The organism is Mesorhizobium sp. B1-1-5, from assembly GCF_006443065.1.
Taxonomy (GTDB): Bacteria; Pseudomonadota; Alphaproteobacteria; order Rhizobiales; family Rhizobiaceae; genus Mesorhizobium.
Window position 1 is genome coordinate 103,350 of record NZ_VFWS01000003.1, and the last position, 26,871, is coordinate 130,220.

Genomic DNA, 26,871 nt, shown 5'->3' on the forward strand with positions numbered 1-26,871 from the left:
CGGCCAATCTCCAACGCGTGCCACCTGCCAATGCAAAACAGAGTTGACCGAAGCCGACCGGTCAAAATCCTTGTGCAGTGCCACTAGTGCTTGGCTTCGATTTCCTTGCGGGCAGCGCTCGAGAGAAATGCCGATCTGGTAATACCGCGCTCGCGCGCGGCGGCATCGATCGCGCGCAGGACACCGCGTTCGAACGTCACGTTCGCCCTGACCACGGCGCTGTCATTGTCGATCAGCGGCACCGAGACCAAGTAAGCTCCTTCCGACAGTGCGGCACGGATATCGGGAAGCGATACAATCGCCTCGTGGCTGGAGGGCTCAGGCACGGACATATCCTCGGCCCAAAGCTGCAGAGCTTCGACCGCATTCGGCATAATATCCTCAGGTACGTCGGCCGCCGAAAAACAACCCGGAATATCGGGAAAGCGAATACCAAACGCGCTGTCGACATCCTTCTCAACCAGCGCGAAGTAGTTCTTCATTTGTAGTCTCCTGGTTGCGCACGAATTCAGGTCTAGCGAATCCAGCCTGCCTGTTTGGCGATCGCGCGAGCGGTGCCGACTGGCAGATCTTTTTCCGGGTGCGGAACGACAAGCACAATGGCACCTTTTCGGAATTTGTGATGTGAGCCCCGAACTGAGACCAATTCGAAGCCGTCATCCCTTAGCCGCTTTGATGCGGCGACTGTCACGCTCGATCAAATATCACCTATGCGCATATATATACACATCTCGCCGCAGTATCAACTTTGAGAGGACTTACGAGGGATCGAATAGGTGCCGGTGGCGTGCGCGACGGTGTGTCCGTCCGGGCCGGCGACAATATCGATATCGAACACCATCAGGCTCTTGCCGAGCTTCAGGATGCGGCAATGGCCGTCGATCGGACCGGCTTCGGCCTTGCGCATGAAATTGATGTCGAGGTTGACCGTCACCGAAAGCGCGTCGGGGCCGGCGTGGCTGAGCACGCAGACGTAACCGCCGATGTCGGCCAGCGTGAACAGCGCCGGACCGGATACCGTGCCGCCGGGACGCAGATGCCGCTCGTCAGCGTTCAGCCGCACCGTGCAGCCGCCCGGAAAAACGTCGATCGCCTCATAGGAGGTGAAATTGTCGTTGAGCTGCGGATAGACGCTTGCCATCAGTGCATTGACTTCCGCCGCGTTGAGCATTGGCTTCAGATCGCTTTGGGCTGGCATCGGCGCGTCCTATATGAATGAGCAGCTCCGGGCGGTGCGCCTGGACCAAACGGTGCGACGGAGAAAACACGTCTCGCGGCTGTTCTTCAACCGGCAGCGTGCTAGTTCTGTTGCTCCATAAGCATGAGGTTTTTGAAAGTGGCCGAAGTCGTCGCCATCAAGCCCGCCGTCGCCGACGGCCCGGTTCTTGTCAGCCAGGACAAGGATATCTTGCGCCTCACGCTCGCCAGCCCGCCGGCCAATGCGTTGTCGCTGGCGACCATGGCGGCGCTGCAGGCCGAATTCGATCGCGTTAAGACCGACAGATCCGTGCGCGTCATCATCCTGGCGGCGTCGGGAAAAGTGTTCTGTGCCGGTCATGACCTCAAGGAAATGACGGCGCATCGCGCCGAGCCGGATCGGGGCAAGGCCTTTTTCGAAAAGACCTTCGCGGCTTGCGCGAACCTGATGCAGACGATCGTGCGCCACCCGAAACCGGTGATCGCTGAGGTCGACGGCCTCGCCACCGCCGCCGGCCTGCAACTGGTCGCCAGCTGCGACCTTGCCATCGCTTCGCACGAGGCGAGTTTCTGCACGCCTGGCGTCAACATCGGCCTGTTCTGCTCGACGCCGATGGTGGCGCTGTCGCGCAACGTCTCGCGCAAGCAGGCGATGGAAATGCTGCTCACCGGCGAGACGATCGACGCGGCGACCGCCAAGGAGTTCGGGCTGATCAACCGTATCGTGCCGCGCGAATATCTGATTCAGGTTGTCAACAAATACGCGCAAACCATTGCATCCAAATCCTCTTTGGTGATCAAAACCGGCAAGGAGGCTTTCTACGCCCAGGCCGAAATGGGGTTGGCCGACGCTTATGCCCATACCGGCCGCGTGATGGTGGAAAACATGCTGGCGCGCGACGCCGAGGAGGGCATCGGCGCCTTCATCGGCAAGCGCAAGCCCGAATGGACCGACGAGTAGCCGGCTTGAATGGAACCGAGCCATTCCATCGCTGAAGGTTCGACGTGGCTGCCCGCAAGCAACTGATGCGGCTGAAAGCGCCCTACCTCAAGCGCATCCTGCTTGAGCCGTCGCGCGTCGCGGATTGGGACCAATATCCGTGGAACCTGCCGATCTTCCACGGCCGCGAATTCGAATTTGAATTCACAAACGCCATCACCATCATCGTCGGCGAGAACGGCACCGGCAAATCGACACTGCTCGAAGCCATCGGCGCGCTGGCCGGCTATGACGAGGCCGGCGGCGGCAAAGGTTACATGCCGGTCGACCACTCCATTGCCATCGACAAGAGCGGCGCGTCGCTCGCCAACACGCTGCGCGGCCATTGGCTGCCGAAGGTCACAGCCGGCTGGTTCTTTCGGGCCGAATCCTTCTATTCCGTCGCACGCTATCTCGACCGGGCCGCGCTCGAAGATCCGTTCAAGCCGCCGCCGCCCGATTTCCTGTCATGGTCGCATGGCGAGGGCTTTATCCGCTTCTTCGAAGAGCGTTGCCGCAGGCAGGGCATCTACATTCTCGACGAGCCCGAAAGCGCGCTGTCGCCGACGCGCCAGATCGAACTGCTGAAACTGCTTCAACGCATGGAGCAGTCGGGCACCGCACAGGTGATCATGGCAACGCATTCGCCGCTGCTGATGGCTTGCCCGAACGCACGGCTCTTCCGCATCGGCCGCTTCGGCCTCGACCTGCTCGATTTTCAGGACACGGATCATTTTCGCATGATGCGCGACTTCTGCAGCGATCCTGGGATGTTTATGGAGGAGGCGCTGCGGGAAGGCGATGATTAGCGGTGGGCGCGTGAACCGGGAAGATCTCAATTGGGAAGTGGAAGAAGCCTGCCGCGAGGCGTGGCCTGCTGCGCGTGAGACCGTCGCTCTCGGATGGATGTTTCGCCGTTCAGGTGGGCGGATCAGGCGGCCGAATTCCGCCAATCCCATGCGTGGCCAGCGCGGCGCGCCTGAGCGAGTAATCGACGCCGCCGAGGCGTTCTACGCCAGCCATGGCCAGGCCCCGCTGTTTCGCGTTCCCGACATCGCGGCCGAACTGGAACTCGAACTCGACCGTCGGGATTACAGCCGGGAGGGTGGTACGATACACCTCCATGCCCGGATCGACGTGCTTCAGGGAAACAATGATGGCGATATCACGGTCTCAGCGGCGCCGACGGAGAACTGGTTCGAGGCGCGCTTCCGTACTGGCGGCTACGACGAGGCGGAGCGCCGCATCTTTCGCCATATGACGAGCTTGATCGTGGGCGACAGGGCATTCGTGTCGTGTGAGCGTGATGGCCAAATCGCAGCCTTTGCCTTCGGCGTCATCCGCAACGGGCTGCTTGTCGTCGAGGCAGTTGAAACCGACGCCAGATTCAGGCAGCAGGGGCTCGGCCGCAGGACGGTCGGCGGGCTGATCGGCTGGGCCAGGCGGGCGGGCGCCAAGGCCGGCTGCCTGCAAGTGGTCGCCGACAACACGCCCGCACGCGCGCTCTACGCCTCGCTCGGCTTCGATCGCGAGCTCTATCGTTACCATTACCGCAGGAAAACCGTCGCAGCATGAACCACGATACCTACGACAACAGCTACATCGCCGGCATCCTGAATTCGGTGAAGACGATCGCCATGGTCGGCGCCTCGCCCAACGATGTGCGGCCAAGCTACTTCGTGCTGAAATATCTTTTAGCCAAGGGCTTTTCGGTGTTCCCGATCAATCCCGGCCATGCCGGCAAGGAAATCCTTGGCCGGACTGTCTACGCCAGCCTGGCCGACCTGCCGCAGCCGGTCGACATGGTCGACATCTTTCGCGCTTCCTCGGCGGTGCCCGGCATCGTCGATCAGGTGCTGCAGCTCGATCCGCTGCCCAAGGTCGTCTGGATGCAGCTTGGCGTGCGCAACGATGAGGCGGCTGCCCGCGCCGAAGCTGTCGGCATCAAGGTGGTGATGAACCGCTGCCCGAAGATCGAATACGGCAAGCTGTCCGGCGAGATCGGCTGGACCGGCGTCAACTCCGGCGTTCTGTCGTCGAAAAAACCCCTGATGCGCCAGGGATTTCAGAGCTTCGGCGTAAGACAGAAATAAGCGTGCGGTAGTTCGCGCAAAATTATTCCGGGACGAAATGGATTTTCCCGGGCGTTCGTCGTAGATCGCGCCCCGAACGGTATTTTCTTCTTTGCATTCCCGGCCGCGCTTCGCCAAGAATGCCCGGCGATTTTCGAACGTTAAGAGAGGGATTTCGATGACCCGTACGCCTGGTTTCAACACTTTGGCCGTTCATGCGGGCGCAAAGCCCGATCCGGCGACCGGCGCCCGCGCCACGCCGATCTACCAGACCACCTCCTTCGTCTTCGACGATGCCGATCATGCCGCCTCGCTGTTCGGGCTGAAGGCCTTCGGCAACATCTACACGCGCATCATGAATCCGACCCAGGCGGTTCTCGAGGAACGCGTCGCGGCGCTCGAAGGCGGCACCGCGGCACTTGCCGTCGCCTCGGGCCACGCCGCGCAGGTCATCGTCTTCCACAATCTGATGCAGCCGGGCGACAACTTCGTCGCCGCCAACAAGCTTTATGGCGGCTCGATCAACCAGTTCGGCCATGCCTTCAAGAACTTCGGCTGGGAAGTTCGCTGGGCAGAAGCAAACGATCCGGCGACCTTCGAGAGCCAGATCGACGACAGGACCAAGGCGATCTTCATCGAGAGCCTGGCCAATCCCGGCGGCGTCTTCGTCGACATCGAGAAGATCGGCGACATCGCCCGCAAGCACGGCCTGCCGTTGATCGTCGACAACACGCTGGCTTCGCCCTATCTGGTCCGGCCGATCGAGCACGGCGCCGACATCGTCGTGCACTCGCTGACCAAATTCATCGGCGGCCACGGCAATTCGATCGGCGGCGTCATCGTCGATGGCGGCACCTTCGACTGGTCGAAGTCCGGCAAATACCCGATGCTGTCGGAGCCGCGTCCTGAATATGGCGGCCTCGTCCTGCACGAAACTTTCGGCAACTTCGCCTTCGCGATTGCCGCCCGTGTGCTCGGCCTGCGCGACATCGGCCCGGCGATCTCGCCCTTCAACGCTTTCCTGATCCTGACCGGCCTGGAGACGCTGCCGCTGCGCATGCAGCGTCATTGCGACAATGCCGCGAGCGTTGCCGGCTGGCTGTCGAATCATCCGAAGGTAGCCTGGATAAACTATCCTGGGCTGCCAGGCGACAAGAACAACGCGCTGCAGAAGAAATATTCGCCGCAGGGCGCAGGCGCGGTGTTCACCTTCGGCCTCAAGGGCGGCTACGAGGCCGGCATCAAATTCGTCGAGGCGCTCGAACTGTTCTCGCACCTCGCCAATGTCGGCGACACCAAATCGCTGGTCATTCATCCGGCCTCGACCACGCATCGCCAGCTTTCCGACGAGCAGAAGATCAAGGCCGGCGCCGGACCTGACACCGTCCGCCTTTCGGTCGGCATCGAGGACGTCAACGATATCGTTGCCGATCTCGAGCAGGCGCTCGGCAAGGTCTGATATGTCGGCCTTTCTTGCGCTCAACATCGATGCGGTCGAACCTGAGGCCGGCGCGCCGGCCCGGGACCGGGTGATTTCGGGCGATCCCAAATTCCGCACCTGGAATATCGAGGAGCGCGACGGCGGCCTCTATGCCGGCATCTGGGAAGCGACGCCGGGCAAATGGCGCATCGTCTATGACGAATGGGAGTTCTGCCACATCCTGTCCGGCGTCTCGGTGATCGCCGAGGATCGCGGCGAGGCGCGCACGGTCAGGGCCGGCGACAGCTTCGTGCTGCGGCCAGGGTTCAAGGGCACCTGGGAAGTGCTCGAGACGACGCGCAAGGAATATGTGATCAGGCTTTGAGTGGGTTTCCGGTTGGCGAAGGCCTATCGCCTCGTCATTCCATGGCGAAGCAAGGAGCGAAGCGACGCGCGAAGTCGGGCTACGCCTCGCTCAGAAACTGACAGTCACCCGCTCCAGCCCATGAAAATGATAGCTGTCGCGGAAACGCGGTTCCTCGGCCAAATGCAACTCCGGCAGCCGGTCGAATAGCGTTTTCAACGACACCTGCAGCTCCAGCCTGGCCAGCGGCGCGCCGATGCAGAAATGGATGCCGGCGCCGAAGGAGACGTTCTTCTGGTCCATGCGGGCCGGATTGAAGGTGTCGGGCTCGGCAAAAGCCAACGGATCGTGGTTGGCCATGCCGAGCAGCAGCGCGACCATTTCTCCGGCTTCGACCAAAATGCCCGGCGAAACTTCCATCTCTTCATAGGCGTAGCGTAGGAACATATGCAGCGGCGGGTCGTAACGCAGGCATTCCTCGACCGTCGCGACATTCGCCTCCGGTGTCGCAAAGAAGCGGCGCGGATCGCCGCCTTGCGCCAGGATCGAGCGCACCGCGTTGCCGGTCTGGTGCACGGTCGCCTCATGGCCGGCATTGAGTAGCAGGATGGCCGAGGAAACCAGCTCGTCTTCCGAGAGCTTTTGGCCGTTGTCCTGGGCTTCGATCAAGAGCGACAGCAGATCGTCGCCGGGTTTCTTGCGCCGCTCCGCAATGTAGCCGCGCAGGAAGTCGGAAAAGTCGCGCGCGGCGCGGTTGGCCGTGTCCTCGGTCTCGCGCGTGCGGCCATGCATGTACATGGCGACCATCCGATGCGACCAGTCGAGCAGTTGCGGCCCCATTTCGACCGGAACGCCGAGCATTTCGGCTATGATGGTGATCGGCAAGGGCGAGGCGTAAGCGGGCAGAAGGTCGACGCCGTTTGGCTCGAAGCGGTCGATCAGCTCGTTGGCCAAGACCTCGATGCGCGGCCTGAGCCGCTCGACCTGACGTGAGACGAAGGCGCGATTGACCAGCGTTCTGAGCCGCGTATGCACCGGCGGCTCGAGCTCCAGCATGGAATTGGCCTCGATGGCGTCGAAGGCCGCGAGATGCGAGCGGTCGCCGCCGATGCCGCGGCTGTCGGGAATTCCGGCCGGGTTCTGCCGGCCGAAACGGCGGTCGCGCAGCAAGCGGTTGACCTCATCGAAGCCGCCAAAGCACCAGAACCCATAATCTTCCCAGAAGAAGCTGTTGGCAGTGCCGTGCAGGAAGGCGTAGGCCTCGTAAGGGTTCTGCACGAAGGCTGGCTCATGCGGATCGAGCCGCAGACGGCGGCTTTTTGGATCAAACTCGAGATAGGCAGGTATCAAATCGGTCATCTCAGACCATTAGCGCGCCTTGTCGACGCGATGCCAGACCGTATCTTGGTCCCGTGAAGCCGAGGCGTTGAGCCAGACGAGCGGCGTGGGCATTGCGAGCTGTCTAAGGCCGGGTTGCTCAAGGCCGGCAATGATGTCTCGAGGGCGACATCGTTCCAGTTTGATAGCCGGCTAAATGATCAAGCGTCGCGTCAGTGGCCCGTCTTCAAGATGCCCGTGACCTTCGCGGCAATCGCCGCGTCGAGCGCCGGCCAGTTCGCGAGCAGCTCGCGGGGAAAGCGATAGGTAAGGCTGAGATCGTCGCCGACCTGGATGTCACGCTCGCAGGGCGCCAAGGATTCCTCCGCGCTCGGGCCGCTCAGGCAGCGGGCGACGAACGGGTCCTTGCCGGGACGCTCGGCAACAGCCAGCACCTCGTTGAGATAACCTGATTTTTCGCTGAAGGCATAAACCGTCGTGCCGCCCGGGCCGGGCGTCCCCGGCTTGTCGATCAGAGCGCTGTAGATGGGCGCGAAACGGCCGCTCATGTCGCGCGACATCATGCGCGGCTCGAACGACAGGAAGATGATCTTCCTGGTCGTCGCATGGTTGAAGTCGTCGCGCGCGGCCGTGCTGTAGCCGTCCATTTCGGGATAGCGCAGATAGAGGTCGAGCCGCGAGGCGATGCCGTCGCGCCTGGCCTGGTCGAAGCGGATGAAGTTTGCCGGCACGCTGATGAGATTGTTGCCCATGACGATCTGGCGCACCGTCGTGTCATCCGTATAGCCGGCCATGGCGATCGATCGTCCAAGCCATTTGCCGCCGACGCTGATGGCAATCGAAAGCAGCGCCAGCGCCGCGAAGATATAAAAGACCCGCTTCATCAAGGTCGAGTTGACGACCTCGAAGTCCGCGCTCTCGGCAACATTTGCCTCTCTCATTTGCTCTTCCCCGATCCGCCCACCTGTCTTTCGGCGGCACAGCCTGCGCGGCATGGCTCTTGCAGCGCGTTGGCACGACTGTGCGTTTTCATGGTAAACGGTTGGTAAACATGGATCCCGTTGTGCTTGTTCTTTACGCTTTCGCGGTTGGTCTGACGGCTTGCGGACTGGCAGGATCGGCCATGGAGTTGCTGGCCGGCCGGCGCCTGGCCTTTGCTGAACCCTATGTTTCGCCCGTCCATATCCTGCGTTCGCTCGCGGCAACGGCCTGCGCCGGGCCGTTCATGCTCACCAACGAGGCCTTGGCCGCCCAGCGCGAGGGTCGCATCGGCACGATTGCGCTGTTGTCCTGCGGCTGCACGGCCATCGCCTGGGCGCTGGCGCTAGGCGTCGTCCTCATCGCCATTGCATCCTGGGCGACAGCCAACTTAGGGTCTTTCGAATTCGCTGTTTGAGACGATTCGGAGACGAACAATGCCGGTCTATGCGATCGATGGGAAAGCGCCTGAGTTCGAGGACATCGCTACGAACTGGATCGCGCCGGACGCCACGCTGATCGGCAATATCCGGATCGGCCGCAATGTCGGCTTCTGGTTCGGCGTCGTCGTCCGCGGCGACGGTGAACCGATCATCATCGGCGCCGACACCAATGTGCAGGAACACGCGATCATGCATACCGATCCGGGCTTTCCGCTGACCATTGGCGAAGGCTGCACGATCGGCCACCGCGCTCTGCTGCATGGCTGCACGATCGGTGACAACAGCCTGATCGGCATGGGCGCCATCGTGCTGAACGGCGCCAGGATCGGCAACAACTCGCTGGTCGGCGCCGGCGCCCTGGTGACCGAAAACAAGGTTTTTCCGGACAATTCGCTGATCGTCGGCTCGCCCGCCAAGGTGATAAGGACGCTGGACGAAGCGGCGATCGAGCGGCTGCGTGTCTCGGCGGCCCACTATGTGGCCAATGCCAAACGCTTCAAGGCCAAGCTCAAGACGGTGTGACGGCGGCGGGCAGCAACTCCGCCTGTTTTCATCCGCGGCGGCTGTTCATCGCTTCACGCAGCAGAAGAGCGCCGGCTTCGAAGCCGGCCTCCTCCGCGCCTTCCAGCGCCGTTTCGTAGTCGTCGATCCGGGTCCGCAGCGACGGGTCCGCGCCTGACAAGAGCAGGAGACGGATCGCCTCGGCGTCACGCCGAGACACCGCATAGTGAAGGGGAGTCCAGTCGTTCACGCCGCGCATATCCGGGTCGGCGCCATGCGCGAGCAGGATATGGATGACGTCCAGCCGGTCAGGCCGTTCCGTCGACAGCGCGGCAATGATCGATGGAAACCCGGCCGGGTCCTCATAATTCGGGTTTGTGCCGGCATCGAGCAAGGCGGTGATGAGCGCGGCCGGGCTCCAATAGATCGCATATTCGAGCGGATGGCCAAGGCCGAGCTCGAATGGCATCCGCTCGTCCAACCAGCGCGCAGAGCCGCCGAGCGCCTTGCCAAGGCCTTCGAAGTCACCCGCCTTGAAGGCGTAGTCGATAGCCTTGAAAAGGCGGTGTCTGGCGCCGCGATCCTCAGGGACTTCCAGCATCGCCTTCATCCGCAACGAACAAGCCATACTGCTCCCATCCGCCTCGGCGGGGAAGGGCGTGCCGACCATGGCGCTTCGGCAGCTGAGCGCCGATTGGTTCAGCCGGCGGGCGGCGACCGAAATGGCGGAGCCGGCCCCGGGGACAGGGGCCGGCTCCTAAAACCCGGTCGTTGGGGACGGGGCGGGTGGGGACTCGCCCGGGCTTTCTTCCTGGGCGCGCCGCCGCGTCACGGCGACGTGCCCGATCGCTTTGGCGCCTTAGCGGACGCTGGCGACCGCGTCGTCGCGGCCGTCGTTGATCGTCACCCAAACGCCCGAATTCTCCGTCGATTGACGCTTGAGGTAGGTGTAGACGGTGTCGTTCCAGGCGAGCACTTTCGGCTCGAGATTGTCGAGGATGAATTCGCCGAGGCTGGTGCGCACCGTCAGCACCGCGTGGCCGTCGCCATTCGGCTGGCGCACCACCGTCATCAACAGATTGCCGGCTGGCACGCCCGCGGCCATCAGTTCGCGGCGCTTCTCCAGCGCGTAATCCTCGCAGTCGCCATAACCTTTGTCGGGATAGGCCCAGTATTCCTCGACACCGTAGATCTCCATGTCGGTGCGCGGCTTGACGCGGGTGTTGACCGTATTGTTGACGTTGACCATCGTCGCCCACAGCTTGCGTGTCAGCTCGACCGGCGAACCCTTCGGCGTCCGTTCATTGCATTCGACCGGAATGCGCTGGCAGAAATCGTAGTGACCGACCGGCTGGGTGGTGCGGCCACCCGTATGCATGAAAGCCGGTCCTGCGCTTGCCGGTCCCCAAGCGGAAAGCTGCATCGCCATTGCCAAGAGCAACAGCTTGCCCCTCGTCATTTTCATTGTTGTAGTCTCCCCGTTTGAGGAGACTGTGCCACGTTGGGATTTATTTGACGCAAAAACCCGAAGTAGACATTGAGTAAAACGCCAGTAGAATAAACATAAAATTTGAACTACTGCGATTTCGGATTATTCAGATTTCGCCGGCTCGCGTGAGGTCTTGATAGCGCTGGCGATCCGCGTCCGACCCGCCAAACCAGCAACAAAAAAACCGACCGCTGCCGGCCGGTTCGCGTCGCGCTTGCGGTGCGGGTTTGCGTCAGGACCGCGGCGCGTTGAATTCCTGATCCAGGGTTTCCGGCCGCTGGATGACGGCGAATTCGATGGCGACGCCGTCCTCGAAATGGCGCACGATCTGGCCGCGCATCGTGCCTAACGTGACCTGGACGCCGATTGCCGGCTTGACGTCGATCTCGACGGCGGCACCGGAGAGCGACAGGTCGATGATGCGGCACTGATACTGGCGCCCGTCGGTGAGCTGCAGGACGCTCATCGGATTGCGCGGCGCCACGCGCTCGTGGCGGCGGTCCTCGGGCAGGTCGAGCTCATGCTTGTTGGCAAGCCAGGTGAGCTGTGCGGCAAGCTTGTCCTTCTTGCGGTCCGAGGCGATGACGGTCATGGCGAACCCGTCCTGCGACGTACGCGTCACGATGCCTTCGACACGACCGATATGGTCGATATAGGCGATGACCTTCTCGCCCGGCATGCCGATCCGGTCCGTGCGCAACGCAACGTTGCCGGGCGACATATCGACCACCTGGCAAGGATGCTCGGTGCGGTCTTCCAGCATGAAACGTCCATAGATCTTGACGCGGACACGCTGAAAGTTGCGCCGTTCAGCTCGTGACGGTGCATATTCTACCGCCGCTGACCTCATGACTGCCTACACCCCGTTGCCATTCCACGCGATGATGCGGGGAACTTCACCCGAAAAACTACAGCAAAGCAGGTTAACAAACGGGAAAAATCGGCCGCAAAGCCTGGCCCTGGAGCACGCGCAACGCGGAAAAATTCAGCGAGAGCGAGGGCAGACCTCACACTGCCAGGCTCACTCGTGACGCCCGCCGTCGAGGACGACGAGATGGCGGATGCGACGCACGCGGCCGAGCGCCGAAATGGTCTCCGGAGCATCGAATTCGGTCGGAACGAGCGAGGGGACGTCGATCGCCGGACGGTTCTTCAGGAACATCGGCTCCTTCTCGGGGTCTATCACCCGGATCGTGTCGATGAGCGCGTCGGCGAGCGGGTCGGCACCAAGCCAGAACGGCTTGTCGGCGGTGCTGATGATGCCGAGGCAGCGCGGGTTCTCGGCGCCGCCGTCCAACGGCAGCGCCAGGAGCTCGAATTTGTTGGAACGGCCGTTGCGGCTGAATCCCTCATAGGTCATGAGCAGGACCGATTTCTGATCGAAAACGCCCTGCATGAGCCGCGACACAAGCCGTTGATCCTTCTCGCGCCAGAGCGAAGGGAAGGAGAAGCCCTTGAGCTCCCGGCCATAATAGGCGCAGAGCCGTGTGCCGGCCAGCCGGAACACTGCTTCGCCACGCGTATCGCGCTCGAGGATGAAGGTGTCGGCCAGAAGCGTCTTGATGTCCGCCGGCTCCACCTCCGATCGCTTCGGGGCGAGGCGGCCATCACGCAGCTGGTTCCAATATTGGAACAGCGCGATCGATCCTTTTTCGTTCATGTCCATCCTGCTCCGCACAACCTGTCTTTTGATGTCCCATCGGCGAACAGACAGGGCGCCCTCCGATGACCTTCATGCTGTGCGGAGCAGGATGCGTGCCAGTATCGTTAACGTTTGTTCACGGCTCGGGGTCGTTAAGGTTAACAAGTGGTTTACATTGCGTGCCGCAGAAGCCTGTGGCACATCAAAACCACTCCAAAACGGTCGTTTCAGCAGCGATCGGCAGCACTTCAGTCACGAGTTTACGGGGAACAGGGGACTCGACCGGCCGTTCAGGGGAAATCCTGGACGGCCTTCTTTTTGATTCGCCGTGCTCTGATTCGCCGTTTTTTCTGTTCGGGCGCTGTGGCGATTAGCCGTTTGTGATTCCAAAGCGCGTGATCTACATGCTCGTCGAAAACGCCGAGTCCCGGACCTGCAAAGGTGCATGAGCGAGCCCGTAAGCCCCACTGAAAACGAACCGCAGCCGGACGAGGCTTCCGAGCCGCGGCATCGCGAACCTGTGTTCAACCTGCCGCCGGTGGTGCTCGCCGTGATCGGCATTTGCGCGGTCGTCTATCTGCTGCAGCAATATGTGCTGAACGAAGCGCAGCAAATGACGCTGCTCTATGACGGTGCCTTCATTCCGGTGCTGTACACAGGCCAATACGGCTTCGACTGGTTCTTGTTCACACGTCCGTTCACCTATGCGTTCATGCATGGGGGCGTCGCCCATATCGCCATCAACATGATCTGGCTTGCAGCCTTTGGCTCGCCGCTCGCCAATCGTCTTGGCGCGCTACGTTTCGCAATGTTCTACGCTGTGACCGGACTGGCCTCAGTCGCTCTGTTCTGGGCACTGCATCCCTATGGCGAGATGCCGCTCGTCGGTGCATCGGGCGCGATCTCCGGCATGATGGGCGCGGCCACGCGCTACGGCTTCCGCATCGACCGTACGTCGGGCCGGGGAGCCTTCGCCGGCGAGCCGCTGCAGATCGCATCGGTGTTGCGTTCGCGCGGCGTCATGACCTTTCTTGGCGTTTGGATGGTGATCAATCTGGCCACGGGCCTGCTCGGCTTCGCGCCGGGCATCGACGGCCAGATCGCTTGGGAAGCCCATATCGGCGGCTTCGTCGCCGGCTTTTTCGGACTGCGCTTCTTCGACCGTCCGCCGGCTGCCACCTAGAGCAGGATCCCGAAAAGTGGGAACCGGTTTTTGGAGAAGATCATGCTCCAACAAAGACATAGATCAGGATGGCGATTCAGCGAGAGGCCATCCTGATCTAGTCCTAAGGCGCACTTGAAATGCAGCCAATCACGGCGCACGATGTTGCCCAAGCACCCAGTGTCTTCCTAAGGGCGCCGGGGCTCAAAAGCCGGTCAGGCGGAGCCGGCGTCAAAGCAGTGGAGGACGCCATGACGGTTAAGGCAATTCTTGAAAGCAAGGGCCATGACGTGTTCACGCTCGGGCCCAATGAAAAACTCAGCGAGGCCATTCGCATGCTGGCCGAGCACAGGATCGGCGCGCTCGTCATCACCAACGGCGATCGCAAGATCGTCGGCATTCTCTCGGAACGCGATATCGTCAGGGTGGTGGCCAAGGAGGGCGCCGCCGCGCTCGACATCGCCGTGCGCTCGGCGATGACGCCGAAGGTCAAGATCTGCAACGAAAACCACACGGTCAACGAGGTCATGGAGATCATGACGCGGGGCCGCTTCCGCCATCTACCGGTGGAAAAGGGCGGCCAGCTCGATGGCATCGTCTCCATCGGCGACGTGGTCAAGCGCCGCATCGAGGATGTCGAGCGCGAAGCCGAAGAGATCAGGGCCTACATCGCCACGGCCTGAAGCAAACGGAAAGGTGCCGCCGGCGTTTCGTCCGGCGGCATTGGGCATTAGCGATTGTCGAGCTCGGCGCGCACGAGCGCGAGCTCGCGTCGGGTGATCCGCTAAGGACCGCCGTTCGTCGAAGAAACTGCCTTCTTGCGCCTCAACTTTCGGAAGAGCTCCAAGTCGAAGCCCGGATAGCGCTAGCCATCGCGGGTCAGGCACGGACCGAGGCGATCTTTCTGCTTTCGTTCTTTTCGATTTCAATACGCCCACCCTGCGCGAGCAGGTGCAGGATGCGCTGTTCCCCACAGCGCCGCGTCCTCTTGGACGCGCAAAAGGACGCTGTGGCACTCTAGTTTTGGCGCATGACCCCGAAAATCGATCCCGATTTTCGGGGTCATGCGCTGCGAAATGTCCATTGGAGAAGTCCCGGGAAAAACAACAAAAGCCACCGCGAGACATCGCGGCACGGGGTTTCAGGTTTTTCTGCCCTGCCTCGGCTACGAGGTCAGGGCTTCACCGGGACTGAGCGTAAGTGGACATCCACTCTCCGTTGAAATGGGTGTCCTAAGGCGGAAAAGGCCAGCGTGCGGGCTTTGCGCTTGTCTCCCAGGGCGGTTTGCACTAGCGAAGTTGCTCGTCAAATTATCCGTTTACGCATATTCGTGAATTCTAAGATACGTAGGCCGCCATGAGCATCATCGACACCCGCACCCCCGACGCAAAACGCCTGATCTCCGGCGCCACCGGCGACTGGGAGATCATCATCGGGCTCGAAGTGCATGCGCAAGTGATCTCGGAGGCAAAACTCTTTTCCGGCGCCTCGACGTCGTTCGGCGGGGCTCCCAATACCAATGTCAGCTTTGTCGACGCGGCGATGCCGGGCATGCTGCCGGTCATCAACGAGGAATGCGTCAAGCAGGCGATCCGCACAGGGCTCGGCCTGAAGGCCGCGATCAATCATAAATCGGTCTTCGACCGGAAGAACTATTTCTACCCGGACCTGCCGCAGGGCTACCAGATCTCGCAGTTCAAGCAGCCGATCGTCGGCGAGGGCAAGGTGATCGTCTCCGTCGGGCCCGACCGCCAGGGCGAGTTCGAGGATATCGAGGTGGGCATCGAGCGCCTGCATCTGGAACAGGATGCCGGCAAGTCGATGCATGACCAGCATGCGACCATGTCCTATGTCGACCTCAACCGCTCCGGCGTGGCGCTGATGGAGATCGTCTCCAAGCCCGACATCCGCTCGGCCGACGAGGCCAAGGCCTATGTGACGAAGCTGCGCACCATCATGCGCTATCTCGGCACATGCGACGGCAACATGGACGAAGGCTCGCTGCGCGCCGACGTCAACGTCTCGGTGCGCCGCCCGGGCGGCGCATTCGGCACACGCTGCGAAATCAAGAACGTCAACTCGATCCGCTTCATCGGCCAGGCGATCGAATCCGAGGCGCGCCGGCAGATCGCCATTCTCGAGGATGGCGGCAAGATCGACCAGGAGACCCGCCTGTTCGACCCGGTCAAGGGCGAGACGCGCTCGTTGCGCTCCAAGGAGGAGGCGCATGACTATCGCTATTTCCCGGATCCCGATCTTCTGCCGCTGGAATTCGACCAGGCCTATGTCGACGCGTTGGCGCAACACCTGCCGGAACTGCCCGACGACAAGAAGGCGCGGCTGATTTCGTCGCTGGGCCTGTCGACCTACGACGCCTCCGTGCTGGTGTCGGAAAAGCCGATTGCCGACTATTTCGAGAAGGTGGCATCCGGCCGCGACGGCAAGCTCGCCGCCAACTGGGTCATCAACGACCTGCTCGGCGCTCTCAACAAAGCCGGCAAAGACATTGAAAATGCTCCGCTTTCGCCAGAGCAGCTCGGCGCCGTCATCGACCTGATCAAGGAAGGCACCATCTCCGGCAAGATCGCCAAGGACCTGTTCGAGATCGTCTGGAACGAAGGCGGCGATCCGCGGCAGCTCGTCGAGAGCCGCGGCATGAAGCAGGTCACCGACACCGGCGCCATCGAGAAGGCCGTCGACGAGGTGATCGCCGCCAACCCGGACAAGGCCGAGCAGGCGCGCGCCAAGCCGACCATGGCCGGCTGGTTCGTCGGCCAGGTGATGAAGGCGACCGGCGGCAAGGCCAACCCACAGGCGGTCAACGACCTCGTCAAGGCCAAGCTCGGCATCGAGGGCTAGCGATGTTCGTGCGGACGGCGAGCGAACGCGATCTCGCAGCCGTCCGTGCGTTGCTGGTCGAGACTTGGCATGCCACTTACGACGCCGTCTATGGCGCCAAGCGGGTAACTGAAATCACGGATGACTGGCATTCGATCGCCTCGCTCAAGGCGCGGCTGACGCGGCCGAATTCCGAGTTCCTGGTGGCTGACGACGGCAAGCGGCTCGGCGGCATGGCGTTCGCCGCCGCCACCACCGACCCGAAGATCGTCCTTTTGAACCAGCTCTACGTCCACCCGGCCTGCCAGCGGCAGGGGATTGGCCGGTCGCTGCTCGATGAAGTCGAAGCCAGTTTTCCGGAGATGCATACGCTGCGCCTCGAGGTCGAAGAAGCAAATGCCGCGGCGATCACCTTCTACGAGGCGAACGGGTTCCGCCCGGCAGGTAGAACCGCCGATTGCGGCGGCAACTCGGGATTGCCCGCGATGATCATGGAGAAGCGTTTCCGCTAGAGCGCCGGCGAGCGCGCCCATTCATCGCGCGGTTTTGATTTGATCGCGCCGGTCCGCGCGATCAAGGCTGCTCGTCGCGGCGTCGCACCCTCCATAAGGCAGGGGCGCCGTCCGCAATCGGGGGAAACCATGCCGAGCTTGCCTGAATTGATGCCGACCGAGGTGTCGGACGAGACTTTTGGCGGCGTGACCTATCACGTCGCCGGCGAACTTGTGCCGGTGCTGTCGGTCGATGTGACCAACATGCCGGTCTATTTCGAGCACCATATCCTGCTCTGGAAGAACACCGCCATCACCATCGGCCTGAAATCGCTGAAGGGCGCGCTGAAGCGCATGATCGCCGGCATGCAGATATTCGTCACCGAGGCGTCGGGGCCGGGCATCATCGCCTTCAGCCGCGACGGACCGGGCCATATCGTGCCGATCCATCTTCGGCGCGGCGAGGAGATCCAGGTGCGCGAGCACCAGTTCCTAGCCGCGACCGCCAGCGTCGACTACACGTTCGAGCGCGTGCGCGGGCTGGGAACGATGCTGTTTGGCCAGAGCGGCTTCTTCATCGACCGCTTCCGCGGCGAGACAGGCGACGGCATCGTCTGGCTGCACGGTTACGGCAATGTCTTCGAGAAGGTGCTGGCGCCCGGCGAGACCATCGACATCGAGCCGGGCGGCTGGCTGTTCAAGGACGCCTCGGTGAAGATGGATACAAGGATCGACCGGCTTTCCAGCGGCTTCTTCGGCGCCGCCATGAATTTCGTCGTCAACCGCTTCACCGGGCCAGGCCGCGTCGGCATCCAGTCGATGTATCTGCATATGCCGTCGGAAGAGTAGGCGGCGAGACTGATCGAACGAAAGTCTGATCAGGCGGAGGGAATTTCCACATTGTCGATCAGGCGTGTCGTGCCGAGCCAGGCCGCCGCCAGCAGGCGGCCGTCGCGATTGCGCTGCCAGGGTTCGAGCGTGATACTCGCGCGGGCGGCGACATAGTCGACTTTCCGGAAGCCCGCGGAGACGAGGGCCTTCGCGGCGGCGTCGGTGGCGCCGGCTTCGTCCGTGCCGGCCGCAAGCGCCGCCGCCGTGCGGCGCAGGATCACGTTGAGCTTGCGCGCGATGTCGAGCTCGGCTTCGCCCAGATAGGCATTGCGCGACGACATGGCGAGGCCATGGGCGTCGCGCACCGTCGGCACGCCGACGATCTCGACCGGCAGGTCGAGGTCGCGGCAGAGCTGCCTGACGACGCAAAGCTGCTGGTAGTCCTTCTCGCCGAACACGGCGCAATCGGGCGCCGCCTGCAGGAAGAGTTTTGCTACCACGGTCGCGACGCCGTCGAAGAAACTCGGCCTGAAGTCGGTTTCCAGGCCGCGAGAGGGGCCGCCCACCGAGATCTTCGTGACGAAGCCGGCGGGGTATATTTCGTTTACGCCCGGCGTGAAGGCGAGATGCGCACCCGCATCCCGCAGCCGGTCGAGATCGCGCGCCAGCTGGCGTGGATACTTGTCGAGATCCTCCGTCGGCGCGAACTGGGCCGGGTTGACAAAGATCGAGACGACGCAGCGATCGGCCCGTTCGAGCGCGATCCTGACCAATGAGATATGGCCGTCATGCAGAGCGCCCATGGTCGGCACCATGGCGACCTTCAGGCCCGCCTGTCGCCAGTCCCGGACCTGCGTCCGAAGCGCGGTGACGCTGTCGACGACGATTGGCGCGTTCATGGCTCGTCCTTGCCGGAAGTCGTCGTGAAGACGTGGTCGGGGCCGGGAAAGGCACGGCTGCGCACCTCGGCGGCATAACGGGCCGCCGCATTCACGATCACGCCGCGCAAGTCGGCATATTCCTTGACGAATTTCGGCACGCGGTCGACGGTCATGCCGACCATGTCGTCGATCACCAGGATCTGGCCGTCGCAGTGGGCGCTGGCGCCGATGCCGATAGTCGGTATGGAAATGTGACGGGTAAGCTTCGCCGCCACGGCCTCCATCGTGCCCTCGATGACCACCGAGAAGGCGCCGGCTTTTTCCACCGCCTCTGCATCGCGGAAGAGCGCTGCGATATTGTCGTCTGTCCGCCCCTTGATCTTGTAGCCGCCGTCCTTCTCCACTGATTGCGGCTGCAGGCCGATATGACCCATGACCGGTATTCCTTCGGCGACGATCGCCGCGATCTGGGCTGCCATGTCGACGCCGCCTTCGAGCTTCACGGCCTGGCAGCCTGTTTCCCCGACGATCCGCATTGCCGACGCCACGGCCTGCGCCGGCGAGGCCTCGTAGCTGCCCGCCGGCATGTCGACCACCACGCAGGCCTTGGCCGAGCCGCGCATCACAGCCTGGCCGTGCGCGATCATCATCTCCAACGAGGCGCCGAGCGTGGTGGCGTGGCCGTGCAGGACCATGGCGACGCTGTCGCCGACCAGCAGCAGGTCGACATGCGGATCGAGCAGGCGGGCGACAGGATAGGTGTAGGCGGTGAGGCAGACGATCGGCACGCCGCCCTTACGGCGGCGAATGTCTTCGGCGCTGATCCGGCTGTCGGCGGACGGATCCCGGCTCAATCGTCACCTCCTCAAGGCGTGCCCCGAAACGGGCGGGCCGAGCTTTAGAAAGACAGGCAACGCTTGGCAAGCCGCACTGCCGCAGGCAGGGCAAATGCATCGATTTAATGCATGTCGCCCAGAAGTGTGGAGCGGTTGTGGGACGACGACATGCCTCAAGATATGAACGCATGGAGCATTTGCGTTCGGGGCATGGCAAAACCCTTGCCTTCGCGGTGACGTGACGCCATAAGCAGGGGAAAGGCGCAGCCGCTGCCGCCGCGAGGATTTGGATGAAAACTTTCCTGCTGCAGTTTTTCACCTGGTGGAACAGCCAGACGCTCGGCACCCGCTTCCACACCTGGCGCTTCGGCAAGAGGGTCGGCGAGGACGAAGCCGGCAACGTCTATTACGAGGGCGGCATCGATTCGGAAGGCCGCACGCGCCGATGGGTCATCTATCGCGACTATTCGGAAGCCTCGAAGATCCCGCCGGGCTGGCATGGCTGGATCCACCACCGGGTCGACACCGCTCCCTCCAGCGAGAACTACAAGGCTCGCGAGTGGCAGAAGGAGCATCGGCCGAACCTGACCGGAACGCCCGGCGCCTATCGTCCGCAGGGTTCCATCCTGACCAACCAGCATCGCCCGCAGGTGACCGGCGACTACGACGCCTGGACGCCGGGGTCGTAATCCCTCGGATTGTATCCAAGACGCCGCTTCGGTCCGTTATCGCCACAATTGGCATTTAGCTGCTTGCTGATAGCGCAGCCATGACTAGCCTTGGGCGTTGAGAGAATCACCCGGGCGCAACCACCGGTATTTTGCATGAGCTCTTCTAAGCAATTCCAGGAAAAGTGCGCAGCGGTTTTCCGTCCGGAATTGCGACCCAGGATTCCAGGCCACATCTCAAAGGCGCTGATCGCGGCGACGTCCATTCTGCTTGCCTCGACAGCGGTGTTCGCCGCCGCGCAGGCGCCGGCCGCGGCACCTGCGGCCTCCGACCGTATCACCAATCCGGTGGCCGCGTTCGCCGGCATCGACAAGATCACCGGCCGCATCATCACCTTCGACGTCTATATCGACGAGACCGTTCAGTTCGGCGCTTTGCAGGTGACGCCTCGCGTCTGCTATTCGCGGCCGGACACGGAGCAGCCGAAGACCGATTCCTTCGTCGAGGTCGACGAGATCACGCTCGACCGCAAGATCCGCCGCATCTTCACCGGCTGGATGTTTGCCGAAAGCCCCGGCCTCAACGCCGTCGAGCACGCCGTCTATGACGTCTGGCTCAAGGGCTGCAAGCAGAAGTCGGACGTGCCGCCGCCGACCGCGTCCAAGGCCGACACAGGCAAGCCGAAGACCGAAGCCGCCAAGCCCAGGGCTCCGGCGCAGCCGGCGGACGCCGCGTCCGAACCGACTGACGCGGCGCCGGCACCGGACGACACGACCGACACGAACTGATCTCGGAACCTGCCCGCCCTTGAGCCGTTGCAAATCGGCAACGAGGCGAGGAGGATTTCGCGATGGCCACCAGATCGATCACGGCCAACAAGCAGGAGCTTCTCGATATCGAGAAGGGCTTTTGGACAGGCGATTCCGCCTACTATGAAGCCAATGCCGATGTGGAGTGCCTGGTGGCGTTCCCGCAGATGGCGCAGGCGATGACCAACGCCGAGCTCGCAAAGACCGCCGCCAAGCCCAACAGATGGCGCGACCTCGACATCAGGTTGAAGGGCATGGTCGAGCCCGGCAGCGACATCGTCATGCTGACTTACGAGGCGCGCGCGACGCGCGAGAACGGCGAATCCTATGCTGCCCTCGTCAGCACCGGCTATGTCCATCGCGCTGACGGCTGGAAGATGATGTTCCATTCGCAAACGCCGATCGAGGCGGCAGCGCGGGCTCAAGGATAGAAGACGGCCTCGCCCTTCAGCGCCTCGGCGAGCAGCTTCTCATACTGGCCGCGCGGCACGTCGACAGCGCCGAAGCGCTTCAAATGGTCGGTCGTGAACTGCGTGTCGAGCAGCGCGAAACCGCGCGCCTTCAGCCGCTCGACGAGATGGTAGAGACAGGTCTTCGACGCGTCGGTCTCCCTGGCGAACATGCTTTCGCCGAAGAACACGCGTCCGAGCGAGACGCCATAGAGGCCGCCGACCAGCCGTTCCTCGCGCCACGCCTCGACCGAATGGCAGTGGCCCAGGCGATAGAGCTCGACATAGGCTTCGCGGATCGGCGCGTTGATCCAGGTCGAGCGGCGCTCCTCGCGCTTTTCGGCGCAGCCGTCGATCGTCGCCTCGAAATCGAAATCGTAGCGGATCTCGAACGGATGCTTGCGGATCGTCTTCTTCAGGCTGCGCGGTGTGTGGAATCCGTCCAGCGGAATGATGCCGCGCGTTTCCGGCCGCACCCAGAACACTTCCGGGTCGTTGGCGCTCTCGGCCATCGGGAAGACGCCCGAGGCGTATGCCCGAAGCAGCAGGTCGGTCGGAATGCGATAGCCTGGCGCGTAGGGGCGGGTCATCGCATCCCCGTGCTATTCACCCTTGGCCAGATATTTTTCCAGCCAGTGGATGTCGTAGTCGCCATTGGCGATGTCGGGATTGCCGACCAGGTCGCGGAACAGCGGCAGCGTCGTCTTGATGCCGTCGACGACGAATTCGTCGAGCGCGCGGCGCAGCCGCATCATGCATTCGACGCGGTTGCGGCCATGCACGATCAGCTTGCCGATCAGGCTGTCGTAATAGGGCGGGATCTTGTAGCCCGAATAGACGCCGGAATCGACGCGGATGCCGAGGCCGCCGGGCGTATGGAAATGCGTGATCGTGCCGGGCGAGGGCGTGAAGGTGCGCGGGTCCTCGGCGTTGATGCGGCACTCGATGGCATGGCCGTTGAACTTGATGTCTTCCTGCCTGACCGACAGCCCGCCGCCCGAGGCGACGCGGATCTGCTCATGCACGAGGTCGATGCCGGTGATCGCTTCGGTCACCGGATGCTCGACCTGAAGACGTGTGTTCATCTCGATGAAATAGAACTCGCCATTCTCGTAGAGGAACTCGATCGTGCCGGCGCCCGAATAGCCGAGATCGGCGATAGCCCTGGCGCAGATGCCGCCGATGCGCGAACGCTCCTCGGCATTGAGCGCGGGGGAATTGGCTTCCTCCCAGACCTTCTGGTGGCGCCGCTGCAGCGAGCAGTCGCGCTCGCCGAAATGCACACCTCGGCCGGCACCGTCGCCGAACACCTGCACCTCGATATGGCGCGGCTTCTGCAGATATTTCTCGATGTAGACGGCGTCGTCGCCGAAGGCCGCGCCCGCTTCCGACTTGGCCGTCTGCAAGGCGACTTCGAGGTCCGCTTCGGTGTGCGCCACCTTCATGCCGCGGCCGCCGCCGCCGGCGGAGGCCTTGATGATCACCGGATAGCCGATCTCGGCGGCGACGCGCTTGGCTTCCTTCTCTTCGCTGATCGCGCCATCGGATCCAGGCACGACCGGGATGCCGAGACGCTTCGCCGTGCGCTTGGCCTCGATCTTGTCGCCCATGATACGGATATGGTCGCCCGACGGGCCGATGAAGGTGATGTTGTGGGCCGCCAGGATGTCGGCGAACTTGGCATTCTCCGACAGAAAGCCGTAGCCCGGATGCACGGCATCGGCACCGGTGATCTCGCAGGCAGCGACGATCTGGTGGATGTTGAGATAGCTTTCGCGGGAAGGTGGCGGGCCGATGCAGACGCTCTCGTCGGCAAGCCGCACGTGCATGGCGTCGGAATCCGCAGTCGAGTGGACGACCACCGTCTGGATGCCGAGCTCCTTGCAGGCGCGCAGCACCCGGAGCGCGATTTCGCCGCGATTGGCGATAAGAATTTTCTGGAACATCTCCTGATTGTTCCCGGCGCTACTCAAGAACCACCAGCGGCATGCCGTATTCGACCGGCTGGGCATCCTCGATAAGGATCGCCGTCACCGTGCCGGCGCGCGGCGAGGGGATCTGGTTCATCGTCTTCATCGCTTCGATGATGAGCAGCGTCTGGCCTTCCTTGACCTTCTGGCCGACCTCGATGAACGCTTTGGCGTCGGGCGAGGGTGCCAGATAGGCGGTGCCGACCATCGGCGAGGGCACTGCGTTCTTGGACACATCGGCGGCCCCGGCCGCCGTTGCTGGCTGAGCCGCTGCCGCGGCAACAGGAGCAGCCGCAGCGAGCGGCGCGGCCACGGCATGGACGGCCTGCGCCTGGCGCGAGACGCGCACCTTGAGATCGCCGAGCTCGACCTCGATCTCGGTCAGATTGGTGTCGTTCAGAATACCCGCCAGATCGCGGATCAGTTGCTGGTCAACACCGTTCTTTTTTATCGACATTTTCGAGCCTTCTGTTTGGGGGCCGGTCACAGGCGAGCCGCCAGTGCCTGCAGCGCGAGCGTGTAGCCGAGCGGCCCGAACCCGCAGATCATGCCGACAGCGACCGGCGCGACCATGGAGACGTGGCGGAAGGGCTCCCGCGCGTGGATGTTGGAAAGATGGACTTCCGCGACGGGCAGCGGTGCTGCGGCGCGGATGGCGTCGTGGATGGCGATCGATGTGTGGCTGTAGGCGCCGGGGTTGATGACGATGCCTGCCGCCTTCTCGCTGGCTTCCTGGATCCAGTCGACCAGATCGCCCTCATGGTTGGATTGGCGAAAATCGATCTCGAGCCCGAGCGCGGCTCCGGCCGCCTTGCAGTCCTCGGCGATGGCCGCAAGCGTCTTGCCGCCGTAAATCCCCGGCTCGCGCTTCCCGAGCGCATTGAGATTTGGGCCGTTGAGGACGAAAATCGTTTTCAATATGCCGACCTTGTTCTGCGCCGACCCTAAGCCGGGCGCACTGGGCCTCTATAATGGGCATAGCCGCCCGCGAAAAGAGCGCAAGTGCGTTCTTTCGCTGTCCACAGCGGCCGGCTTTCGCGCCGCGAGCGCCTAGAGCGCGCTCTTTGCCGCTTCGATCTTTTCCGCCAGAACCTGCTGGCCGAGCGCTCCGAAGATCACCTCGTTGCCGACCACATAGGACGGCGTGCCGGTGATCGACAGTTTCGTCGCAAGATCATAGGTGCGCGAGAGCGTTTCGGCGATGCGCGGGTCCTTCATCTTCTCGCGCAGCGTTGCCTCGTCGGCGCCGAGCGAAAGCGCCACCTTGATCGCGGTCGCTTCGGTGGCGCGACCCTGGCCGCCGAGCAGCGCGGTGTGGAACTCACGATACTTCTCCGGATGCATCAGGTGGAACGCCATGGAGACGACGCTGGCCTTCTGCGAATCCGGGCTGAGGATCGGGAACTCCTTGAGCACGAAGCGCAGGTCCGGATCGGACTTGGTCAGCGCCTGCATGTCCTCGATGGCGCGTTTGCAGAAGCCGCAATTGTAATCGTAGAACTCGACGATCGTGACCTTGCCCTTCGGGTTGCCGACGACGCCGTCGAAGGTGGAGTTGAAGATCTCGTCCTTGGAGTTCTTGATGACGCCGAGCGCGGCGAGCCGCTGCTCTTCCTTCTGCTTGGCCTCGAGCGCATCCTGCACCTCGAGCAGAACTTCCGGGTTCTTCAAGAGATAATCGCGGATGATGCCTTCGACCTCCTTGCGATCGATCTTGGTGTCGGCGGAGGCCTTGGTATCGGTGGAAGACGTGATCTGGGCGACTTGCACGGTGTCGGCCCTCGCGGGCTGCGGGTTTCCCGCCATGAAGCCGAAAGCCAGCATGCCGAGCGCCACCGCCAGACCGCCGGCGCTGCCAAGCAGGATTGCCTTGTTCATATCGTCGTTCCTTTTGCCCGTTCCGGTCCGCCTTGGTCGCCGCCAGGGCCCGGGAGGTTCATTTGAGTTTGTTCGATGGCGTGTAGTTTATAATATCCTGCGCGCGGACCCAGCGGGGTTCGCCGCGCTTCAATTTCTGTTGAGCGCGCATGGCGAAGATCTTAGCGTTTTTGTAGTCGCCCGCATAATAGTGACCCTCGGCGGTGGCAAGATCGGCGGCCGGAATGTCACCGAGCTCGCCATATGCCTGCGCCAGAAAACGATAGGCTTCGGAATTCTCCCTGTCCCGCGCGACGCCGTTGTTGAGCTGGGTGACAGCCTTTTTCAGCGAATCGGGCGTGCCGACCGCCATCAGCGACTGGCCGACCGAAACCAGCAGCAGGCCGGATCGCGCGGGATCGAGGCTGGCCGCCTTGGCATAGGCGTCCGCCGCGTCCTTCGGCTTGTTGGCCTTCATCAGGATGTCGCCGCGCAATTCCTGGAAATAAGGATTCTTCGGTTGTTCCTTGATCAGCGCCGCCGTCTTGGTGAGCGCCGCGCCTGGATTGCCGTAAAGATAGGTCTGCTGCGCGTCGCCATAGCGCGAGGCGAGGCTGGTCGGGTTCTTGCGCATCAGCCGCGCGACGGCTGCCTGACCCTGCATATAAGCGGCGATCTTGATGCGCATCATGTCGTGCCGCTGCTGCAGTGCCGGCGGGTCGACAGCGTTGACGAAAGGGCTTTGCTTGACGAGGACTTCGAGGTTGGCGATGCGCTCCTGCGGCATCGGATGGCTGATCCGGTAGGGATCGACCTGGGTGCCGGCGAGCGAGAGCGCGCTCTGGAAGCGGGCGAAGGTCTTCAGCATGCCCATGCCGGACTGGCCGGTGGCGTTCAGATAGGTGATCGCCGAACGGTCGGCGGTGATCTCTTCGGTGCGCTGATAGGCAAGGATCGAGCGCTGCGCCATCTCGCCGCCGCCGGCGGCCACCCCCATGCCGGCGCCGGCAAGGCCGCGGCTGTTGGTGGTGGCGCCGGCCACCATGGCGCCGGCGCCGAGCAGCGTGGCGATGATGGCCATGGTCTTGGCGCGGTCGAGCTGGTCGCGCAATTTCTCCTGGTGGCCGCCGGCGATATGGCCGGCCTCGTGCGCGATGACGCCGATGATCTCGTTCGGCGTTTCGGCGGTCACCAGCGCGCCGGTGTTGATGAACAGCCGCCGCCCGGTGACGAAGGCGTTGAAACTCTGGTCGTTGACCAGAACGATGTCGATGCCGTCATTGGCAAGCCCCGCCGCCTTGAAGATCGGCCGGGCATAATCGCGCACCAGCGCCTCGATCTCGGCGTCGCGCACCACCGGCACGCCTTGCGCGAAGGCGCTGACCGAACTCGACAAAGCAACGGTGGCGGCCAGCAGAAGCGTCGCGAAGCCGCGCGCGGTTCGGCTGAGTGAGGTCGCTTTGCCAATTAACGGTCGAGGTCGGCTCAACATAGGTCCACTGGTAGACGAGCGGGCGAAAGATGAAAAGTCGGCGCCGGCAACTTCCTGCGCGCTTGTGATCCCCACATCAATCGGGCATTTGTGCGGCGCTGTCCCGTAACTAGGGCAGTTAGGGCAAGTCTGCTCTGGCTTGCGTCCAGAATTCGCCGAAATA

The 26,871-nt window shown here is 62.8% G+C and carries 32 protein-coding genes and 2 pseudogenes; 16 read left to right on the plus strand and 18 right to left on the minus strand.

From position 1 onward, the window contains the following. Positions 1-83: 83 nt before the first annotated feature. The 3 genes and pseudogenes from FJ980_RS02295 to FJ980_RS02305 all read right to left on the minus strand — a co-directional run bounded on the left by FJ980_RS02295 (position 84) and on the right by FJ980_RS02305 (position 1,198). On the minus strand, positions 84-482 hold the full coding sequence (locus FJ980_RS02295; protein WP_140541333.1) for a type II toxin-antitoxin system HicB family antitoxin: 399 nt from the start codon (positions 480-482) through the stop codon (positions 84-86). Between the two features lie 32 nt (positions 483-514). Beyond that, positions 515-698 (minus strand): annotated as a pseudogene (locus tag FJ980_RS02300) (type II toxin-antitoxin system HicA family toxin). A gap of 44 nt (positions 699-742) precedes the next feature. Beyond that, on the minus strand, positions 743-1,198 hold the full coding sequence (locus FJ980_RS02305; protein ID WP_140541334.1) for a PaaI family thioesterase: 456 nt from the start codon (positions 1,196-1,198) through the stop codon (positions 743-745). Positions 1,199-1,336: 138 nt separating this feature from the next. On the opposite strand from FJ980_RS02305, the gene FJ980_RS02310 reads away from it, so the two are divergent. From FJ980_RS02310 to FJ980_RS02335, 6 genes are all read left to right on the plus strand, one after another. Continuing rightward, the gene (locus tag FJ980_RS02310; protein WP_140541335.1) at positions 1,337-2,158 is read left to right on the plus strand and encodes an enoyl-CoA hydratase; all 822 of its coding nucleotides are present in this window, start codon (positions 1,337-1,339) and stop codon (positions 2,156-2,158) included. A 44-nt stretch (positions 2,159-2,202) separates the two neighbouring features. Next, positions 2,203-2,985, plus strand: a complete 783-nt coding sequence (locus tag FJ980_RS02315; protein WP_140541336.1) for an AAA family ATPase — start codon at positions 2,203-2,205, stop codon at positions 2,983-2,985. A 148-nt stretch (positions 2,986-3,133) separates the two neighbouring features. Then, a complete protein-coding gene (locus FJ980_RS02320; protein WP_246676282.1) occupies positions 3,134-3,751 on the plus strand; it encodes a GNAT family N-acetyltransferase in 618 nt (205 codons plus the stop codon). Further along, positions 3,748-4,269 carry a CoA-binding protein gene (locus tag FJ980_RS02325; protein WP_140541338.1) on the plus strand — a complete coding sequence of 174 codons (522 nt, stop codon included), beginning with the start codon at positions 3,748-3,750 and terminating at the stop codon, positions 4,267-4,269. The genes FJ980_RS02320 and FJ980_RS02325 overlap by 4 nt, the downstream gene beginning before the upstream one ends. A gap of 157 nt (positions 4,270-4,426) precedes the next feature. After that, a complete protein-coding gene (locus tag FJ980_RS02330) occupies positions 4,427-5,707 on the plus strand; it encodes an O-acetylhomoserine aminocarboxypropyltransferase (RefSeq protein WP_140541339.1) in 1,281 nt (426 codons plus the stop codon). A 1-nt stretch (position 5,708) separates the two neighbouring features. Next, positions 5,709-6,053 (plus strand): cupin domain-containing protein, encoded by a 345-nt coding sequence (locus tag FJ980_RS02335; protein ID WP_140541340.1) that lies wholly within the window; start codon positions 5,709-5,711, stop codon positions 6,051-6,053. A gap of 90 nt (positions 6,054-6,143) precedes the next feature. On the opposite strand, the gene FJ980_RS02340 is transcribed toward FJ980_RS02335, so the two are convergent. Together FJ980_RS02340 and FJ980_RS02345 are read right to left on the minus strand one after the other, a co-directional pair. Further along, on the minus strand, positions 6,144-7,391 hold the full coding sequence (locus tag FJ980_RS02340) for a cytochrome P450 (protein WP_140541341.1): 1,248 nt from the start codon (positions 7,389-7,391) through the stop codon (positions 6,144-6,146). A gap of 191 nt (positions 7,392-7,582) precedes the next feature. Further along, complete coding sequence (locus FJ980_RS02345) at positions 7,583-8,311, minus strand: hypothetical protein (protein WP_140541342.1); 729 nt, start codon at positions 8,309-8,311, stop codon at positions 7,583-7,585. A 110-nt stretch (positions 8,312-8,421) separates the two neighbouring features. Between FJ980_RS02345 and FJ980_RS02350 the strand changes: the two genes are divergently transcribed. Both FJ980_RS02350 and FJ980_RS02355 read left to right on the plus strand, forming a co-directional pair. Continuing rightward, entirely contained in the window at positions 8,422-8,766 is a 345-nt protein-coding gene (locus FJ980_RS02350; RefSeq protein WP_140541376.1) for a hypothetical protein, read from the plus strand. Positions 8,767-8,785: 19 nt separating this feature from the next. Beyond that, positions 8,786-9,313, plus strand: coding sequence for a gamma carbonic anhydrase family protein (locus tag FJ980_RS02355; RefSeq protein ID WP_140541343.1), 528 nt, complete (start codon positions 8,786-8,788; stop codon positions 9,311-9,313). Between the two features lie 28 nt (positions 9,314-9,341). Here FJ980_RS02355 and FJ980_RS02360 read toward each other — a convergent pair whose 3' ends face one another. The 4 genes from FJ980_RS02360 to FJ980_RS02375 form a co-directional block, all read right to left on the minus strand. Then, positions 9,342-9,893 (minus strand): ankyrin repeat domain-containing protein, encoded by a 552-nt coding sequence (locus tag FJ980_RS02360; protein ID WP_140541344.1) that lies wholly within the window; start codon positions 9,891-9,893, stop codon positions 9,342-9,344. A 258-nt stretch (positions 9,894-10,151) separates the two neighbouring features. Then, complete coding sequence (locus tag FJ980_RS02365; protein ID WP_140541345.1) at positions 10,152-10,757, minus strand: transglutaminase-like cysteine peptidase; 606 nt, start codon at positions 10,755-10,757, stop codon at positions 10,152-10,154. A gap of 256 nt (positions 10,758-11,013) precedes the next feature. Then, the gene (locus tag FJ980_RS02370; protein ID WP_140541346.1) at positions 11,014-11,631 is read right to left on the minus strand and encodes a PilZ domain-containing protein; all 618 of its coding nucleotides are present in this window, start codon (positions 11,629-11,631) and stop codon (positions 11,014-11,016) included. Between the two features lie 171 nt (positions 11,632-11,802). After that, positions 11,803-12,441 carry a PAS domain-containing protein gene (locus FJ980_RS02375; protein ID WP_140541347.1) on the minus strand — a complete coding sequence of 213 codons (639 nt, stop codon included), beginning with the start codon at positions 12,439-12,441 and terminating at the stop codon, positions 11,803-11,805. A 427-nt stretch (positions 12,442-12,868) separates the two neighbouring features. On the opposite strand from FJ980_RS02375, the gene FJ980_RS02380 reads away from it, so the two are divergent. Both FJ980_RS02380 and FJ980_RS02385 read left to right on the plus strand, forming a co-directional pair. Next, entirely contained in the window at positions 12,869-13,606 is a 738-nt protein-coding gene (locus FJ980_RS02380) for a rhomboid family intramembrane serine protease (protein ID WP_140541348.1), read from the plus strand. A gap of 230 nt (positions 13,607-13,836) precedes the next feature. Next, entirely contained in the window at positions 13,837-14,268 is a 432-nt protein-coding gene (locus FJ980_RS02385; RefSeq protein ID WP_140541349.1) for a CBS domain-containing protein, read from the plus strand. A gap of 101 nt (positions 14,269-14,369) precedes the next feature. On the opposite strand, the pseudogene FJ980_RS35795 reads toward FJ980_RS02385, so the two are convergent. Further along, a pseudogene (locus FJ980_RS35795) lies at positions 14,370-14,545 on the minus strand (YjhX family toxin). A gap of 396 nt (positions 14,546-14,941) precedes the next feature. Here FJ980_RS35795 and gatB point away from each other — a divergent pair. The 3 genes from gatB to FJ980_RS02410 all read left to right on the plus strand — a co-directional run bounded on the left by gatB (position 14,942) and on the right by FJ980_RS02410 (position 17,763). After that, positions 14,942-16,444 (plus strand): Asp-tRNA(Asn)/Glu-tRNA(Gln) amidotransferase subunit GatB, encoded by a 1,503-nt coding sequence (gatB, locus tag FJ980_RS02400; protein ID WP_140541350.1) that lies wholly within the window; start codon positions 14,942-14,944, stop codon positions 16,442-16,444. Between the two features lie 2 nt (positions 16,445-16,446). Further along, a complete protein-coding gene (locus FJ980_RS02405) occupies positions 16,447-16,935 on the plus strand; it encodes a GNAT family N-acetyltransferase (RefSeq protein WP_140541351.1) in 489 nt (162 codons plus the stop codon). A 129-nt stretch (positions 16,936-17,064) separates the two neighbouring features. Continuing rightward, complete coding sequence (locus FJ980_RS02410; protein ID WP_140541352.1) at positions 17,065-17,763, plus strand: AIM24 family protein; 699 nt, start codon at positions 17,065-17,067, stop codon at positions 17,761-17,763. A 29-nt stretch (positions 17,764-17,792) separates the two neighbouring features. On the opposite strand, the gene panC is transcribed toward FJ980_RS02410, so the two are convergent. Then, the gene (panC, locus tag FJ980_RS02415; RefSeq protein ID WP_140541353.1) at positions 17,793-18,644 is read right to left on the minus strand and encodes a pantoate--beta-alanine ligase; all 852 of its coding nucleotides are present in this window, start codon (positions 18,642-18,644) and stop codon (positions 17,793-17,795) included. Continuing rightward, the gene (panB, locus tag FJ980_RS02420) at positions 18,641-19,480 is read right to left on the minus strand and encodes a 3-methyl-2-oxobutanoate hydroxymethyltransferase (protein WP_140541354.1); all 840 of its coding nucleotides are present in this window, start codon (positions 19,478-19,480) and stop codon (positions 18,641-18,643) included. The genes panC and panB overlap by 4 nt, the downstream gene beginning before the upstream one ends. Positions 19,481-19,752: 272 nt before the next feature. On the opposite strand from panB, the gene FJ980_RS02425 reads away from it, so the two are divergent. The 3 genes from FJ980_RS02425 to FJ980_RS02435 all read left to right on the plus strand — a co-directional run bounded on the left by FJ980_RS02425 (position 19,753) and on the right by FJ980_RS02435 (position 21,371). Then, positions 19,753-20,151: an NADH:ubiquinone oxidoreductase subunit NDUFA12 gene (locus FJ980_RS02425; protein ID WP_140541355.1), complete on the plus strand. Its 399-nt coding sequence runs from the start codon at positions 19,753-19,755 to the stop codon at positions 20,149-20,151. A gap of 135 nt (positions 20,152-20,286) precedes the next feature. Then, positions 20,287-20,919, plus strand: a complete 633-nt coding sequence (locus FJ980_RS02430; RefSeq protein WP_140541356.1) for a DUF2155 domain-containing protein — start codon at positions 20,287-20,289, stop codon at positions 20,917-20,919. Between the two features lie 62 nt (positions 20,920-20,981). Then, the gene (locus FJ980_RS02435) at positions 20,982-21,371 is read left to right on the plus strand and encodes a hypothetical protein (RefSeq protein WP_140541357.1); all 390 of its coding nucleotides are present in this window, start codon (positions 20,982-20,984) and stop codon (positions 21,369-21,371) included. Here the strand turns inward: FJ980_RS02435 and aat are convergent. From aat to FJ980_RS02465, 6 genes are all read right to left on the minus strand, one after another. Beyond that, positions 21,362-21,979 (minus strand): leucyl/phenylalanyl-tRNA--protein transferase, encoded by a 618-nt coding sequence (gene aat / locus FJ980_RS02440; protein ID WP_140541358.1) that lies wholly within the window; start codon positions 21,977-21,979, stop codon positions 21,362-21,364. The two genes, FJ980_RS02435 and aat, sit on opposite strands and share 10 nt — an antisense overlap. 12 nt (positions 21,980-21,991) lie before the next feature. Beyond that, positions 21,992-23,335 carry an acetyl-CoA carboxylase biotin carboxylase subunit gene (accC, locus tag FJ980_RS02445; protein WP_140541359.1) on the minus strand — a complete coding sequence of 448 codons (1,344 nt, stop codon included), beginning with the start codon at positions 23,333-23,335 and terminating at the stop codon, positions 21,992-21,994. A 19-nt stretch (positions 23,336-23,354) separates the two neighbouring features. After that, on the minus strand, positions 23,355-23,816 hold the full coding sequence (gene accB, locus FJ980_RS02450; protein WP_140541360.1) for an acetyl-CoA carboxylase biotin carboxyl carrier protein: 462 nt from the start codon (positions 23,814-23,816) through the stop codon (positions 23,355-23,357). Positions 23,817-23,842: 26 nt separating this feature from the next. Further along, entirely contained in the window at positions 23,843-24,277 is a 435-nt protein-coding gene (gene aroQ, locus FJ980_RS02455; RefSeq protein ID WP_095767887.1) for a type II 3-dehydroquinate dehydratase, read from the minus strand. 132 nt (positions 24,278-24,409) lie between these two features. After that, entirely contained in the window at positions 24,410-25,237 is an 828-nt protein-coding gene (locus tag FJ980_RS02460) for a DsbA family protein (protein ID WP_140541361.1), read from the minus strand. A gap of 58 nt (positions 25,238-25,295) precedes the next feature. Continuing rightward, positions 25,296-26,708 (minus strand): M48 family metalloprotease, encoded by a 1,413-nt coding sequence (locus FJ980_RS02465; protein ID WP_140541362.1) that lies wholly within the window; start codon positions 26,706-26,708, stop codon positions 25,296-25,298. Positions 26,709-26,871 lie beyond the last annotated feature (163 nt).